Annotated in this window: 13 protein-coding genes and 1 tRNA gene; 8 read left to right on the forward strand and 6 right to left on the reverse strand. The window is 65.2% G+C overall.

Going from position 1 to position 14,933, the window contains the following annotated elements; all coding sequences use genetic code 11:
• The first annotated feature begins 2 nt into the window (after positions 1-2).
• From trxA to ACIQ09_RS04940, 3 genes are all read left to right on the forward strand, one after another.
• Positions 3-329, forward strand: coding sequence for a thioredoxin TrxA (gene trxA, locus ACIQ09_RS04930; RefSeq protein WP_398306790.1), 327 nt, complete (start codon positions 3-5; stop codon positions 327-329).
• Positions 330-505: 176 nt separating this feature from the next.
• Positions 506-1,765 (forward strand): transcription termination factor Rho, encoded by a 1,260-nt coding sequence (gene rho, locus ACIQ09_RS04935; RefSeq protein ID WP_398306792.1) that lies wholly within the window; start codon positions 506-508, stop codon positions 1,763-1,765.
• 168 nt (positions 1,766-1,933) lie between these two features.
• A tRNA-Leu gene (locus ACIQ09_RS04940) sits at positions 1,934-2,018 on the forward strand.
• A gap of 105 nt (positions 2,019-2,123) precedes the next feature.
• On the opposite strand, the gene ACIQ09_RS04945 is transcribed toward ACIQ09_RS04940, so the two are convergent.
• Complete coding sequence (locus tag ACIQ09_RS04945) at positions 2,124-3,557, reverse strand: aldehyde dehydrogenase family protein (protein WP_398306794.1); 1,434 nt, start codon at positions 3,555-3,557, stop codon at positions 2,124-2,126.
• Between the two features lie 71 nt (positions 3,558-3,628).
• Positions 3,629-4,534, reverse strand: coding sequence for a transglycosylase SLT domain-containing protein (locus ACIQ09_RS04950; protein WP_398306796.1), 906 nt, complete (start codon positions 4,532-4,534; stop codon positions 3,629-3,631).
• Positions 4,535-5,050: 516 nt separating this feature from the next.
• Between ACIQ09_RS04950 and ACIQ09_RS04955 the strand changes: the two genes are divergently transcribed.
• From ACIQ09_RS04955 to ACIQ09_RS04975, 5 genes are all read left to right on the forward strand, one after another.
• Positions 5,051-5,407 (forward strand): response regulator, encoded by a 357-nt coding sequence (locus ACIQ09_RS04955; RefSeq protein ID WP_398306847.1) that lies wholly within the window; start codon positions 5,051-5,053, stop codon positions 5,405-5,407.
• Positions 5,408-5,491: 84 nt separating this feature from the next.
• Complete coding sequence (locus ACIQ09_RS04960) at positions 5,492-7,051, forward strand: PAS domain S-box protein (RefSeq protein WP_398306799.1); 1,560 nt, start codon at positions 5,492-5,494, stop codon at positions 7,049-7,051.
• On the forward strand, positions 7,048-7,680 hold the full coding sequence (locus ACIQ09_RS04965; RefSeq protein WP_398306801.1) for a response regulator: 633 nt from the start codon (positions 7,048-7,050) through the stop codon (positions 7,678-7,680). Before ACIQ09_RS04960 ends, ACIQ09_RS04965 begins: the two co-directional genes overlap by 4 nt.
• A 233-nt stretch (positions 7,681-7,913) precedes the next feature.
• Positions 7,914-8,690 carry an MBL fold metallo-hydrolase gene (locus ACIQ09_RS04970; protein ID WP_398306803.1) on the forward strand — a complete coding sequence of 259 codons (777 nt, stop codon included), beginning with the start codon at positions 7,914-7,916 and terminating at the stop codon, positions 8,688-8,690.
• A complete protein-coding gene (locus tag ACIQ09_RS04975) occupies positions 8,687-10,876 on the forward strand; it encodes a putative bifunctional diguanylate cyclase/phosphodiesterase (RefSeq protein WP_398306805.1) in 2,190 nt (729 codons plus the stop codon). Before ACIQ09_RS04970 ends, ACIQ09_RS04975 begins: the two co-directional genes overlap by 4 nt.
• Positions 10,877-10,897: 21 nt before the next feature.
• Here ACIQ09_RS04975 and ACIQ09_RS04980 read toward each other — a convergent pair whose 3' ends face one another.
• From ACIQ09_RS04980 to ACIQ09_RS04995, 4 genes are all read right to left on the reverse strand, one after another.
• Positions 10,898-11,884, reverse strand: a complete 987-nt coding sequence (locus tag ACIQ09_RS04980; RefSeq protein WP_398306807.1) for a DUF6976 family protein — start codon at positions 11,882-11,884, stop codon at positions 10,898-10,900.
• Positions 11,881-12,627, reverse strand: coding sequence for a hypothetical protein (locus ACIQ09_RS04985; protein WP_398306809.1), 747 nt, complete (start codon positions 12,625-12,627; stop codon positions 11,881-11,883). The genes ACIQ09_RS04980 and ACIQ09_RS04985 overlap by 4 nt, the downstream gene beginning before the upstream one ends.
• Positions 12,628-12,792: 165 nt before the next feature.
• Positions 12,793-13,266 carry a DUF934 domain-containing protein gene (locus tag ACIQ09_RS04990; RefSeq protein WP_398306811.1) on the reverse strand — a complete coding sequence of 158 codons (474 nt, stop codon included), beginning with the start codon at positions 13,264-13,266 and terminating at the stop codon, positions 12,793-12,795.
• Complete coding sequence (locus ACIQ09_RS04995) at positions 13,263-14,921, reverse strand: nitrite/sulfite reductase (RefSeq protein ID WP_398306813.1); 1,659 nt, start codon at positions 14,919-14,921, stop codon at positions 13,263-13,265. The genes ACIQ09_RS04990 and ACIQ09_RS04995 overlap by 4 nt, the downstream gene beginning before the upstream one ends.
• Between the last annotated feature and the right edge of the window lie 12 nt (positions 14,922-14,933).

Here is a 14,933-nt window from a genome sequence, read left to right on the forward strand (position 1 = left end):
TCATGAGCGAACATATCCATTACGTCACCGATGCGAACTTCGAAGCGGAGGTTCTGCAGTCCACCAGCCCCGTGCTGGTAGATTACTGGGCTGAGTGGTGTGGTCCGTGCAAGATGATTGCACCCATCCTCGACGAAATCTCGAAGGAGTACAGCGGCAAGCTCAAGGTTGCCAAGCTCAACATCGATGAAAACCAGGAAACGCCCGCCAAATATGGCATTCGTGGCATTCCGACCCTGATGCTGTTCAAGGGCGGCAACATCGAGGCTACCAAGGTCGGCGCACTGTCCAAGTCGCAACTGGCGGCCTTCATTGACAGCCACCTCTGATCGGCATAATCTTCTTCAGATAGCCATTATTTAGCGGCGCCCTCGGGGCAAACCAACCGGCAAGCCCGGCGCCGCTACACAGTGCGGGCAGATCTGCTGCCGTACTTGCTGTAATCCTGCTGTTCCCACACCCCTCCCTTACCCGTCCCAATCTCTCTCCCCCACCGCTGCCTGCCATGCACCTCTCGGAGCTCAAGTCTCTCCACGTCGGCCAATTGCTCGAAATGGCCATTGCCAACGACATCGAAGGCGCCAACCGCCTGCGCAAGCAGGAACTGGTCTTTGCGCTGCTCAAGAACCGCGCCAAGAAAGGCGAACCGATCTACGGTGATGGCGTCATGGAGGTTCTGCCGGATGGCTTCGGCTTCCTGCGCTCCCCCGACACGTCCTACCTCGCGGGCACCGACGACATCTACGTATCGCCCAGCCAGATCCGCAGGTTCAACCTGCATACCGGCGATACGGTAGAGGGAGAGATCCGGACCCCCAAGGATGGCGAACGCTACTTTGCCCTCGTTAAAGTCGACAAGGTCAACTTCGAGCCGCCTGAAGCCTCGAAGCACAAGATTCTGTTCGAAAACCTCACCCCGCTCCACCCCAACCAGTGCCTCAAGCTGGAACGGGATATCCGGGCCGAGGAAAACATCACCTCCCGCGTGGTGGACATGATTTCCCCCATCGGCAAGGGTCAACGCGGCCTGCTGGTGGCCCCGCCGAAGAGCGGCAAAACGGTGATGCTGCAGCACATCGCCCACTCGATCACCTCGAATCACCCCGATGTGGTGGTGATCGTGTTGCTGATCGATGAACGCCCTGAAGAAGTAACGGAAATGCAGCGCTCGGTGAAGGGCGAGGTTGTGGCCTCCACCTTCGACGAACCTGCCATCCGCCACGTTCAGGTTGCTGAAATGGTCATCGAGAAGGCCAAGCGCCTGGTCGAACACAAGCGCGACGTGGTCATCCTCCTTGACTCCCTGACCCGCCTGGCCCGCGCCTACAACACCGTGGTGCCGGCCTCCGGCAAGGTGCTGACCGGTGGTGTTGATGCCAACGCCCTGCAAAAGCCGAAGCGCTTCTTCGGCGCCGCCCGGAACATCGAGGAAGGCGGCTCCCTGACCATCATCGCCACCGCCCTGATCGACACCGGTAGCCGCATGGATGACGTGATCTACGAAGAGTTCAAGGGCACGGGCAACATGGAAATCCACCTGGACCGGCGCATGGCGGAGAAGCGGGTCTATCCCGCCATCAACGTCAACCGTTCGGGTACCCGTCGCGAAGAGCTCCTGCTCAAGGCCGACGTGCTGCAAAAGGTGTGGGTGCTGCGCAAGTTGCTGTACGGCATGGATGACATCGATGCGATGGAGTTCCTGCTCGACAAGATCAAGGCGACCAAGAACAACGGAGAGTTCTTCGACGCCATGCGCCGCGGGTAAAACCGTCGGCTCAGGCTGTCGCCCCGCCCGGGCGGCACACCGTGGTTTCCCCCCGCAGTGCAGCCCGGGCGGTTTCGTTTACCACGACGAGCGCCTCCTGCGCGGAAGCCACCTGCACAAAAGGCTGGCCCTGGGGACGGGCTGCCATTACAATGCGCGCCGCTGGATGCGGGGTTGGCGGAATTGGTAGACGCACTGGATTTAGGTTCCAGCGCCGCAAGGCGTGAGGGTTCGAGTCCCTTGCCCCGCACCACCAGCGCACCATGAACACCCGTCTCGACGCCCCCGAAAGCTGCCCTTCCCGGGCCGAGCAGCAGACCTGACGAGTCGCGTCGGCCTGCGCCCGCAGCAGCTCCCTTCAGTCCTCGCCGTACCCCAGGATCGCTTTCACCTCGAGGAACTCCTCGACCCCAAAAGCGCCCCACTCCCGCCCCAGACCCGACTGCTTGTAGCCGCCGAAAGGCCCCGCCAGATCAATGGGCGCGCCGTTGAGATGCACGTTGCCGGTACGCAGGCGACGGGCCACCGAGCGTGCCCGCGCCAGGTCTGACGAGGACACGTAGCCAGACAGGCCATATACCGTGTCATTGGCAATGCGGATGGCGTCTTCCTCATCCTTGTAGGTAAGGATGGACAGCACCGGGCCGAAGATCTCCTCCCGGGAGATGGTCATGTCCGGCGTCACGCCACTGAAGATCGTCGGTCGGGTGAAGAAGCCCCGCTCCACCCCGTCCGGTCGTCCGGGGCCACCAGTCACGCACTTTGCCCCTTCCGCAATCCCCGTCGCAATCAGCGCCTGGACCCGTTCGAACTGGGCCCGGTTGGCCAGCGGCCCCATTGTCGTGCTGTCTGCAGCCGGATCGCCCACCACAACCCGGGCCAGCGTTGCGGCGGCGATCTCCTCCACCTCGGAGAGACGCGACTCGGGCACCAGCATGCGCGACGGCGCATTGCAGTTCTGGCCGCTGTTGGTCATCAGGGTGAGCACTCCCTGCTTCACCGCGCGCGGAAAATCCGCATCGTCGAGCAGGATGTTGGCGGACTTGCCGCCCAGTTCCAGAGCAACCTTCTTGATGGTATCCGCGGCGCTCTTCATGACCAGCTTGCCCGCCCGGGTGGAGCCGGTGAAGGAAACCATATCCACGTCCGGATGGGCGCACAGGGGCGCACCGACACCGGGGCCATCGCCATTGACGAGATTGAACACGCCCGCCGGCACCCCGGCCTCGTCAAGGATCTCGGCCAGAATGATTGCCGACAGGGGCGCCAGCTCGGACGGTTTGAGCACCATGGTGCAGCCGGCAGCCAGGGCCGGCGCCACCTTGCAGGCCATCTGGTTGGCCGGCCAGTTCCACGGCGTGATCAGCGCGCACACGCCGATGGGCTCACGCAGGATGCGCGTGGCACCACGACTGTGCTCGAAGGAGAAATCCGCCAGCGCCGCGGCCGCAGCCTTGAAGTGGGCCAGGCCGGAGCCCGACTGGGCGCTGCCGGCCAGATGCTTGAACGGCGCCCCCATTTCAGCGGATATGGCCCGGGCCATGTCCTCGTAACGCGCCTTGTAGGCAGTGCAGATGCGCTGGAGCAGCGCCAGACGCGCTTCCCGGGTGCTGGCGGAAAAGGCCGGAAAGGCGGCCCGTGCAGCCGCCACGGCACGCGCCACGTCGTCCGGACCGCCCAGGGCGATGGTGCCGACGGCGGCCTCGGTAGCTGGGTTGATCACATCCAGCCGGGCTGTGCTGGTCGGCTCGACCCACTGGCCGCCGATGTAGAACTGATGATGGTGGGGCATGCTCTCCGTCCTCTGTTGTTATGGAAACGGAGAGAAAGTACAGGAAACAGGCAGGTGGAGTGAAGCGCCACTCAGCCCCGCATGGTTTCGGGGTGCCGCGGTGCCCGGTAGAAGGCCAGCACCCGGCGCACGTATTCCTGGGTCTCGGCAAAGGGCGGAACCCCCTTGTAGCGGGCCACATTGCCCTCACCCGCGTTGTAGGCCGCAGCGGCCAGGGCCACATCGCCCTTAAAGTGCTGGAGCAGCCAGCGCAGATAGGCGAGGCCACCCCGGATGTTCTGCTCCGGGTCGAGGGCATCACGGACGCCGAAGCGCTCGGCAGTATCGGGGATCAGCTGCATGAGGCCGAGGGCATTCTTGGGGGAGCGCGCCGACGCGTCGAAATTGGATTCAGTACGCACGATGGCCAGGGCCAGACGCGGATCCACGCTGAAGCGCGGCGCCAGCTTCTGGACCATCTGGGCATGACGACGCTTGTCAGCCGGAAGCGCCCGGACAAAACGGTCCACCACGTCGTGGGGCACCGCTTCACCGCTGTCCACCGCCAAGAGCACCTCTGGCGCCTTGCCGGTGATGAGACAGTCGGGCAGTTTCTCTGCCGCAGCCAGGGGGCTCACCAGGCCCTGGGCCTTCTCGTGACCACGCTGGGCGGCAATGGAGAGTAAGGTCGTACCCACCTGGCTATCGCGGGCCACCCCCTGCCCCAGCAGGTACAGGCGCCCCAGGCGGTACTGGCCTTCGACACTGCCATCCCGCGCCGCGGCACAGTTGTGGGCAGCCGCCAGACCGGGCTGGCGGCCAGCTTCAGCGCGATAGCCACTCTCCAGCAGGCGCGCCAGGGCCGGCGGCTCGTCGCTCCACTCGGGCGCCTCCGACGGGCCGGCATCCCGCCCCACCGCCTGAACACCCGTCGCCAGCAAGGCCAACAGGGTGACAAGGACGAGGCGGCAATGACGGGGCAAGCGGGAAGCGATCATGGAGTACCGGGCAACATGGAATCAGAGCCCGCATCATGCCCGCACCCATGCTGCACAGCCGTGACGCACTCGCCCTTCACGGCCCGAAACCCACGCTGAACAAGGACTTCGAGGGAATAACGCGATCAAATTCACATTTAGCCCGGAACATCGACTGCCCGCGCCCATGCTGCCGGCAGGAACGGCATCCTGCTCGGGGCTCATCAACGCCCTCCGCGATCACGTGACCATGTTGGCCACCAAGAAGGACCTGGAGACAAAGATCGCCGAGCGCACCCGCCACCTACGCCAGTTGGCCTCCGACGCCACCACACCGGGCTCATGGGCGGTACAGCCGGTACATTCCGCATCTCGGACGCTGGGAACACCCATTGGCTGACGGTCTGGCTGCGCATCGCCGAACCCCTTGCCACCGTGGTCACGGAACCGAAGTCCGGCGCCCTTCCCACCGACGCAGACGCAGACGCAGACGCAGAGACATGACTGCATCAAGGGCACGCAGGCAAGCATGTACTCATCGTTGAAGACGATCTGATCAAGCAGGAGGTGTCACTGGATCTGCTGGGCGCCGTAAGGTTGGTGCCCGAGCTGACAAACAACGGCGTAGAGGCGCTGGACATGGCCCGCACCAGACGCTTCGACCTCATCCTCATGGACGTACAGATGCCCCTGATGGATAGCCTTGAAGCCACCCGCCAGATCCGGCGGAAATCCCTCAACCAGCACACCCCCATCCTGGCCCTGAGTGCCAATACCTTCGACGACGACCGCAAGAATTGCACCGCCGCCGGCATGGATGCCTTTCTTCCCAAACCCGTGGATCCGGACACTTTCTATGCCACGCAGCTGGCCCGGCTGACGGGCAGGCGCTGAAGAGCCCCCTCGCAGGGGTCCGATGTTTTTCCCGGAACTGCGGACAAGGCTATAGTGCCGGGCGCACTTCCAATCCCGCCCCGTATGGATGCACTGTCAACTCTCTCTTTCTCCACCCCCCTGACCGTCAGCTTGCTGCTCGCGGCCCTCGTCGCCAGCGCCATCGCGCCCATCTCCACCATCGCCAGGCTGCGCCGCGCCCGCGAGGAGATGCGGATCAGCAAGGAGTTCTTCCAGAGCACCTTCGACTCCGCCGCCGTGGGCATGGCCGTGGCCGATCACAGCGGGCGATACATCAAGGTCAACCGGGCCATGTGCAACTTCGTGGGCTACTCCGAGGCCGAGTTGCTGCAGATGTCCTACCACCAGATCACCCACCCGGACGATCTGGCCGAGAACGTCAGCGCCCGGAATCGCCTCCTGAGTGGTGAGCTGCCCACCTTCCAGCAGGAGAAGCGCTACGTGCGCAAGGACGGGCGGGTGGTATGGGCGCTGATGGTCGTCTCCCAGGTTCTCGACCAGCACGGCAAAGTGGCCTACTCGGTAGGCCAGATGCTCGACATCGACACCCAGAAGCAGATCGAACAGGACCTCCGCGCCAGCCGTGCCAGCCTGGCCCACGCCCAGCGCATCGCCCGCATCGGAGACTGGGAATGGGACACCGGCAGCGGCGCGCTGAAGTGGTCCGAAGAGACCACCCACCTGTTCGGCGCGCCCCCCGCCAAAGCGCCGCACACCCACGAAGCACTGATTGCCCGCCTCCATCCCGACGACCAGCCGGGCGTACACCAGACTTTCAAAGACGCCTTGCAGCGCAGCCAGCCCTTCTCGATGGACAGCCGCATGCTGTGCGCCGACGGCAGCGAGCGCTTCGTCTATCTGCAGGGCGAGCCCATCCCTGGCGGCCTCACCAGCCCGGGCATGCGCGGAACCCTGCAAGACATCACCGAACGCAAGCGCACCGAGCTGGCCCTGATCGAATCACGGCGGCAACTGCGCGAGCTGTCCAGCCACCAGAAGACCCTCATAGAGGAAGAGCGCAAGCGCATCGCCCGGGAGGTTCACGATGAACTCGGCCAGCGCCTGACCGCCCTGAAGATGGAGATATCCCTGTTGCGTCTGGGCTTCGGCAACAACCCGGAGCTGTTCCACATCGCAGAGGAGATGCGCACCCTCGCTGATAGCACCATCGCCGTGGTCCGCCAGATTGCCAGCAACCTGCGCCCGGCGGCCCTGGATCTGGGCCTGGTGGCAGCCATCGAATGGCTTGCCGAAGATTTGCAGCTCCGTTCGGAGATCCGCTGCGAGCTGGAGATCGGCAGCGAGGAGATCCTCATGGACGAGCTGCCCGCCACTGTCGCCTTCCGGGTAGTCCAGGAGTCCCTCACCAATGTGGCCCGCCATTCCGGCGCCAGTGCAGTACGCATCGCGCTATCCGAGGCCGGCGGGCAACTGCACCTTTGCATCCACGACAACGGCAAGGGTTTCGACCCAGCCGCCGCCGCCCCTCGGGAAGGCTTCGGGCTGCTGGGCATGCGTGAGCGTGTCCTGGCCCTGAACGGCAGCCTGCGGGTGGACAGCGCCCCGGGTCACGGCACCACGGTGTCCATCGACATCCCGCTGCCCGCAACCGAGCAGCCATGATCCGCGTCCTCATCGCCGACGACCACGCCATCGTCCGCACCGGCCTGAAGCAGATCATCGCCACCACCCTCGACATCGTGGTGGTCAGCGAAGCCAGCCGTGGCGACGAGATCCCGGACCGCCTGCAGGACTGTGCCGTCGATCTGCTCCTCCTCGACATGGCCATGCCCGGTCTGGCCGGCATCGAACTCATCCGCAGCTTGGGCCGGCAGCACAGTGGCCTGCCAATCCTGATCCTGTCCATGCACAACGAGGAGCAGATCGTGGCGCGGGCGCTCAAGGCTGGTGCCCGTGGCTATGTGACCAAGGGCAGCGAACCGGAGGTACTTCTCGACGGCATCAGGCGAGTAGCAGGCGGCGGAATTTTCATCGACCCGGCTCTGACCCCTGACCAGGCCTTCGAACTGGGCACCACCTGGGCGCCCCCCGACGATGCCCTCTCCGAGCGGGAGCGCCAGGTGCTCGAGGGCATCGCTGCCGGCGAGGCCCTGGGCGACATTGCCGACCGCCTCCACCTCAGTCCGAAAACCGTCAGCACGCACAAGATGCGCCTGATGGACAAGCTGCGCATCGACAACAACGCTGACCTCATCCGATACGCCATTCACCACGGAATCGGAAAGTCCTGACCCTGTCGAGCCAAGTCGGCCGGTGAATTCAGGAAAACCTGACATACGCCCTAATCGGAAATTGTTATTTTGTTCGATGGGCCGGACTGTCCGGTTTCCGGTGAACGAGGGCTTCTCCGAGCCCCCTCCCCGACCTTGTCAAGGCTCTCCTCGACACGTCCGGGAAAATGAGAACCTTGGTCGCCGTGAAAATGACTCACTGAAGTCAAAGAGATTCATCGAAGGAAAGTCGTATGCGCAACATCACCCTGTTCAGCTCGGAACATCACAAGTTCATCCTGCTGAATGAAAGCGAGCCAGGCGAAGAAGACGGCATCCGCTCCAACCAGTACCTCGTTGCCCACGGCGAGCACGGCGTCCTGCTCGACCCGGGCGGCTTCGGCGTGATGCCGCGGGTACTGTCCGAACTGCTCCGCTACATCGGCCCGGACAGCCTGAAGGCCATCATGCTGTCCCATCAGGACCCGGACATTGTTGGCGGTATCGCCACCTGGCTCGAGCTCAGCAACGCGCCCGTCTACGTGTCACGCATCTGGCTGCGCTTCCTGCCCCACTACGGCCTCAGCTCCATGGAGCGTTTCGTCGGCGTACCCGACGAAGGCATGTGCTGCGAGGTGGCGCCGGGTTTCACCCTGGACCTGATCCCCGCCCACTTCCTTCACTCCGAAGGCCAGATCAACGTCTACGATCCGGTGTCGCGCATCCTGTTCACCGGCGACATCGGCGCCGCGATGATGCCGGTCGGAACGGACGATCCCTTTGTGGACGACTTCGCCGCCCACCTGCCCTACATCGAAGGCTTCCACCGCCGCTACATGGCCTCCAACCGCGCCGCCCGGCTGTGGGTCGAGGCCGTGTCGGCCCTGGACATCCAGATGATCGCACCCCAGCACGGCCCGGTGTACCGCGGTGCGGCCGTGCCGGCCTTCCTTGAATGGTTCCGCGAGCTGGAGTGCGGTGTCGACCTGATGGTCGCGGCCGGCCGCTTCCGGGAGGGTGAGCCTTCATGAAGCCAGCCCCCCTGCGGGTGCCCGACGGTCACGAGGAAATGCGCCAGCGTGTGCTGGAAAGTTTTGCCGGTCTCTTCGAAAGCCAGACTCGTACCCGACGCTTCGCGTCCAGCATCACCGAACTGACCCGCGACACCCACGACGAGCTGCTCAGCGGCCTACGCGACTCTATCCAGCGCATCGCCAGCCTGGACATCGCCCCCGACACCCGCAGCCACATCGTCTCCGGCCTCGAACGGGCGGTTGCCCGCTGCGAACGCCTCGACAAGACCCTCGACGTGCTGGTGGATGAACGTCGCCGGCAATGGCGCAAGAACGCCTCCGACCTCCAGCACGTGATGCTTGAGTTCAACCGCACCTCCCACAACCTGGCCGGCACGCTGATCGAGAAGGACCTGCTGGAGCGCCAGAGTCAGGTTCTGGAAACCATCGTCCTGTCCCACGAGAAGGTCACCCAGTGGAAGGCCTTCGTCCAGGAAGTGCTGCTGGGCTTCCACGCCTTCTTTCCCTTCGACGTGTTCTTCATCGCCTTCGCCGAGGAGAACGTGCTGTCCCTGTATATCTACTACATGGGCAGCTTTCCCGATGACGTGCGCTCCGCCGCCCGCAGCAAGCTGGCCCGGGACATGGTGGCCCACCTGCGGCTGCCCGCCGACGTGCCCCTCGACATCGAGGAGTTCCAGGTGGCCCGCGACCCGAACCGCCCGGTGCGCGAGATCGACAACATCCGCATGATCACCGTACCGGTGCCCGACATCGAGGCCTCCAACCTGGCCGGGCTGCTGGGCATTGCCTATGCCTCCCTGGAAGACCTGACGCCCCAGGAGAGCAGCGTCATCCACTCCATCCTCGCCGTCATGGTGATGGTGGTGGGCTCCAGCAAGGCCCTCAACCGCACCCTCTCCGAGCTGGAGTATTACTCGACCCACGACCCCCTTACCGGACTGCATAACCGCCGCTACTTCAACGAGATCCTCGGTTACGAGGTCGGGCGCTCCGAACGTCACCAGCACGAGTTCTCCATCCTTATGCTCGACCTGGACGACTTCAAGGACGTTAACGACACCTACGGCCACCCCTGCGGCGACCGGGTCCTGCAGCAGGTTGCCGACCGGATGAAGCAATCCATGCGCAATGGCGACCTGGCCACCCGCATTGGCGGTGACGAGTTCGCCATCATCCTCGTCGAAACGGGGGTCGAGGGCGCCCTGACCGTAGCCGAGAAGCTGCGTACCGAACTGCGCCAGATGACCTTCATCGGCGACGACGGCAAGGACTTCCACATCACCACCTCCATCGGCGTGGTCACCTACCCCGGCGACGCCCACAGCATCTCGGACCTGATGGCCGGGGTGGACCTGGGCCTCTACCGAGCCAAGGAGCTAGGCAAGGACGGCATTGGCACCCTCGAATCGGTGGGCGACCGGGTCAAGGCCAGCCGCATGACCCGTGACTACGCCGAGAAGCTGCGCGCGTCCCTGCGTGACGGGCGCGTCGTGCCTTACTACCAGAGCATCTTCAACTGCAAGACCGGCGAGCCCTTTGCCTACGAAACCCTGGCGCGCATCATCGAACCCGATGGGCGCACCCTGTCGGCCGGCGCCTTCATCGAGACCATCGAAAAGTACGGCCTCGGCCGCGACCTGGACCGAACCATCATCACCCAGGCCCTGCACGCCGCCCGGGCCCGCCTCGACGCCAACAAACCGCCCTTCCGCCTGTTCATCAACCTGTCGGCCCAGGAAATCCAGGGACGCGGCATCCTCGGCTATGCCGAGCAGCTGTGCACCGAGCTCGGCATACCGCCCAGCGTCATCGTTTTCGAGATCCTCGAACGGGACGCCATCGGCGACATGACCCACATGCGCAAGTTTCTCAGCGACCTGCGCAAGAAAGGCTTCCTGTTTGCCCTCGACGATTTCGGCAGCGGCTACAACTCCTTCCACTACCTGCGCGAGCTGAGCTTCGACTACGTGAAGATCGACGGCGCCTTCGTGAAGAACATCGTCCGCTCCAAGATCGACCGCACCCTGGTGCACAACCTCACCCGCCTGTGCCAGGAGCTGGGCATCCTCACCATCGCCGAATTCGTCGAATCCGAGGACATCCTGCAAGCCCTGCGCAGCATGGGCGTGGATTACGCCCAGGGTTTCCACCTGGGCATTCCCGCCTCGGCCATGCCCTAGCCGCCGGGGGCGGCCGGGGGTTCACAGTTCCTCGATCTCCAGGAAGACCTGGGTCTGGTTGAGGAGCAGGTAGGCGATCTCGCCAAAGGTCATCGGCCCGCCCGGGGCGGCACCGCGCCGCCCCTCCAGCCCACAGTAAAGGTAGTTGAGGATACAGTTGCACGACCATAGGGCCGCTTCACCGCCCGCCTCGGCCTCGGGGTCGGCGCTGAAGTCCACCGGCGCGGCCAGGCGATAGGCCACGTCTTCGAACACCGGCGCATAGAAATCCACCCGCCCGGCAACCCGATCCACGCCCTTGATCGAGACGTTCACCGAAGCCCCGCCGTAGTCCGCCACCAGGGGCAGGCGCAGATCGGCCTGACACGCCTCCAGGTAGGCCGCCAGGGTGGTGTCCACCCCATCCACCGTACACCGGCCGGCCGAGAAGCCCGTGTCCGGAAAACGCAGCACTGCGCCCTCCCCCTGGCGCATGACGTTGGCGATGTGCACGTGGGCATAGCGGTCGGGCGGCAGGGGCACATGCATCACGACTGCCCGCTCCGCATCAAAGTCCAGCCCGGGGCCGCTGACCACCAGCGGCGCCACCCGGCCGAGGTCGTCCAGGTGACAGCCCGCCACCCACCCCGCCACCGGCTTGATGAACATGTCCTCGAAGCCCGGCGCCTTGCGGGCATACAGGGAATGAACCGCCGAGAAGGCTGGAATGATGATCAGGCTGAAGCCATTCATCGGGCCATCGGCACACACATGGTCGATGCTGGTGATGTCGTAGCTGCGGATCTCCGGCCTGCCGGCATCCACCGGAACGCGGGTGACAAAGAGCCGGTCACGGCTCACCTGCCCCCCGTCGCTGCCCATGAAGTAGGGAATCGTGCCCCCCATCCAGTTGCCGGCGGGCAGGCTGCGCAGCAAGGCCTCGTCGCCGGCGATCATCAGAAAGTGGCCGGCCTCGATCAGGGCCGCGGCATCGTCCAGCCCCATCAGGCCGTTCTCGAGGGCGCTCATGCGGCCTCCGGCAGCAGCTGGCGCAGCTCGTGGACCAGCATGCGTTCGTTCTTCACAAAATAGCGGTGCAGATCGCGCAGCTTCATCCGGCGTACTTCCTCATCGGCTATCAAGGCCACCTGGCTGCGGGTGCGGGACAGCAGCAGCTGCAGACCAAGCACCCGCACATCCAGCGCAAGGGTTCCATCCATGAGGCGCTGCCACACCGGGTCATCCAGGTCCGGCACCCGGCTGGAGATAGGGGCAGCGGGTGGTGCCACGGGTGGCGCGGCACCGTCGGGGATCACCACGGAGGCTGGCTGGGCTTCGGTGGATGTCACCGCATGACGACCATGGTCGAGGGCGTAGCGATAACGCCACACCTCGGCCACCGGCAGATCGAGAATGGCGCAGACGCCATTCATGCTCACGCCCTCGTTGAGCAGAGACAGGATCTGTCGGTCGAGGGCCCGGGTGAAGGGCATGCCTGCCTCGCCAGCCCAGGGATGACGCGGCATCTCGCTGCCGGTCGGCACCCGCACATGCACCTGGACCCGCCAGCCGCCGAAGCCGGTATGCCGCCAGGACGCTTCGGCACCCCCTTGCGCCACTCGCTGGCGGCCCAGGCCGAACCAGCTGCGCGGCGCCTCCACGCCTATCCACACGGCCATGCAGCGGTTGAATTCGTCCGCCCGGCAGGCCTGGACGACCCAAGGCTCCTGCACCTGCAGCAACTGCTTCCACAACGTCAGCCCATCCACCATGCTCACCTCCTTCGGGAAACGCTCCCGGCATGGGGAGCGCGACCCGAAAGAGGCGCAAGGGCCGTGCCACCCCGCTCAGTTCAGCCCTGCCCGTCGATGCGGCAATGCACCATGTCCAGACTGTAAACAGGTGTCACATCACGTCCCGCGGGGGGCTGCTGCAAATCAGGGCACGACGGGTCCGGGCCATGGCGAGCGCAGCCCACCGGTCAGCGCAGCGAGAGCCGCAGCCGGCGGCTGGTCGGCGCGTAGGCGGAAGCTGTCGAATCCGCACTGGGCCATCAGCGCGAGCTGGTCCACCAGCACATCACCGACCGCCCGCAACTCGCCGGTGTAGCCGTGGCGGCGGCGCAGCAGATGGGCCACGGAATAACCCCGGCCGTCGGTGAACACCGGAAAGTGGATGGCAACCAGCGGGATGCCAGCCAGCCAGGGCACCAATGCCTCGGGTGCGTCATCCGGGCCCAGCCACACGCTGGCGCGGAGTGGGTCAAGGCGGGCCCGGTGGGCGGACCACACCGCCAGCGGCAGCACCAGGTGCTCGCCGGCCTCCAGCCGTTCAACGACCCGGGGTACGTCTCCTTCGATCCATTGCCAATGATCGTCAGCCACTTTGCCGTGGCGGATCAGCGTGCTCATGCCGCCCCTCCATAGACACGCGCCTTGAAGGCGTCCAGCCCGACCCGTTCGAGCGCGTCGATGAAGGGCTCCCCCTCGTGACGCACGCCGACGTACACCTCGAGCAGATCCGCGATCACGTCCGGGATCTGCCCTGCGGCAAAGGACGGGCCAATCACCCGGCCCAGCGCCGCCTGGCTGCCTTCCCGCCCGCCCAGGGTCACCTGGTACCACTCCTCGTTGTTCTTATCCACACCGAGAATGCCGATGTGACCGATGTGGTGGTGACCGCAGGCATTCACGCAGCCCGACATGTTGAGCTCCAGTGGGCCCAGGTCGAACAGGTAGTCCAGATCGTCGAAGCGCTGCTGGATGGCCGCCGCTACCGGGATGGAGCGGGCATTGGCCAGGGAGCAGAAGTCGCCCCCGGGGCAGCACACCAGATCGGTGAGCAACCCGATGTTGGGCGTCGCCATGCCGAGGGCGCGGGCGCCTTCCCACAGGGCCGGCAAATCCCGGCGGGCCACGTGGGGCAGCACCAGGTTCTGCTCGTGGCTGACGCAGATCTCGCCAGCACTGAAGCGCTCCGCCAGCTCGGCGACCCCGTCCATCTGCTCGGCGGTGGCGTCGCCGGGGGGCACGCCAGTTTTCTTCAGGGACAGGGTCACGACCGCGTAGCCCGGCTCCCGGTGAGCCGAGACATTGCGCTCGACCCAGCGGGCAAAGGCGCGGCTGCCGGCCAGCGCAGCGAGGTAGCCCGGATCGTCGGCAGCGGCAGGCGCGTAGTCGTGCCGGGCGAAGAAGGCCTCCATCTCCCGGAAGGTCGCGTCGCTGATGCAGCCCGGGCCGCCCCGGGTCCACGCCCATTCGTCCTCCACCTCCCGGGTGAAGCCTTCCAGGGTGAGGTCCTTCACCAGGATCTTGATGCGCGCCTTGTACTTGTTGTCGCGCCGGCCATGGCGGTTATAAACCCGCAGGATGGCCTCGAAATAGTTGAGCAGCTCTTCCCGGGGCAGGAAATCGCGCATGGAGCGCCCCACCATCGGCGTGCGCCCGAGCCCGCCGCCGACGAAGATCTCGAAGCCGATGCGGCCATCATCGGCCACCCGGGCAAGGGCGCCAATGTCGTGAAAGCGCACCGCGGCCCGGTCTTCCGCCCCACCGGCAAAAGCGATCTTGAACTTGCGCGGCAGGAACAGGAACTCCGGCGCCAGGGTGGACCACTGGCGCACGATCTCGCAGTAGGGCCGCGGATCGAAAAGCTCATCCGCCGCCACGCCGGCAAAGGGGTCGGTGGTGATGTTGCGGATGCAGTTGCCCGAGGTCTGGATGGCGTGCATCTGCACGGTGGCCAGCTCGGCCAGGATGTCCGGCGCCTCCTCCAGGCGCACCCAGTTGAACTGGATGTTGCTACGGGTGGTGAAGTGGCCATAGCCCCGGTCGAAGCGGCGGGCGATGTCGGCGAGCTTGCGCAGCTGGTAGGCTGCCAGGGTGCCGTAGGGAATCGCCACCCGCAGCATGGGTGCATGGCGCTGCACATAAAGGCCGTTCTGCAGGCGCAGGGGGCGGAACTCATCCTCCCCTAGGCGCCCGTCCAGAAAGCGGGTCATCTGGTCACGAAACTGGGCAACGCGGTCTTCCACCAGACGCTGGTCGGCTTGCTTGTATCGGTACATGGTGATCTCGGC

The sequence above is a fragment of the Zoogloea sp. genome, from assembly GCF_044344315.1.
GTDB lineage: Bacteria > Pseudomonadota > Gammaproteobacteria > Burkholderiales > Rhodocyclaceae > Zoogloea.

Bases quoted from the DNA above. Each gene is read 5' to 3' on its own strand.
- ACIQ09_RS04995 (WP_398306813.1), bottom strand. From the start codon at position 14,921: ATGTACCGATACAAGCAAGCCGACCAGCGTCTGGTGGAAGACCGCGTT.
- rho (WP_398306792.1), top strand. From the start codon at position 506: ATGCACCTCTCGGAGCTCAAGTCTCTCCACGTCGGCCAATTGCTCGAA.
- ACIQ09_RS04950 (WP_398306796.1), bottom strand. From the start codon at position 4,534: ATGATCGCTTCCCGCTTGCCCCGTCATTGCCGCCTCGTCCTTGTCACC.
- ACIQ09_RS04975 (WP_398306805.1), top strand. From the start codon at position 8,687: ATGAAGCCAGCCCCCCTGCGGGTGCCCGACGGTCACGAGGAAATGCGC.
- ACIQ09_RS04985 (WP_398306809.1), bottom strand. From the start codon at position 12,627: ATGGTGGATGGGCTGACGTTGTGGAAGCAGTTGCTGCAGGTGCAGGAG.
- trxA (WP_398306790.1), top strand. From the start codon at position 3: ATGAGCGAACATATCCATTACGTCACCGATGCGAACTTCGAAGCGGAG.
- ACIQ09_RS04960 (WP_398306799.1), top strand. From the start codon at position 5,492: ATGGATGCACTGTCAACTCTCTCTTTCTCCACCCCCCTGACCGTCAGC.
- ACIQ09_RS04970 (WP_398306803.1), top strand. From the start codon at position 7,914: ATGCGCAACATCACCCTGTTCAGCTCGGAACATCACAAGTTCATCCTG.
- ACIQ09_RS04990 (WP_398306811.1), bottom strand. From the start codon at position 13,266: ATGAGCACGCTGATCCGCCACGGCAAAGTGGCTGACGATCATTGGCAA.
- ACIQ09_RS04980 (WP_398306807.1), bottom strand. From the start codon at position 11,884: ATGAGCGCCCTCGAGAACGGCCTGATGGGGCTGGACGATGCCGCGGCC.
- ACIQ09_RS04945 (WP_398306794.1), bottom strand. From the start codon at position 3,557: ATGCCCCACCATCATCAGTTCTACATCGGCGGCCAGTGGGTCGAGCCG.
- ACIQ09_RS04965 (WP_398306801.1), top strand. From the start codon at position 7,048: ATGATCCGCGTCCTCATCGCCGACGACCACGCCATCGTCCGCACCGGC.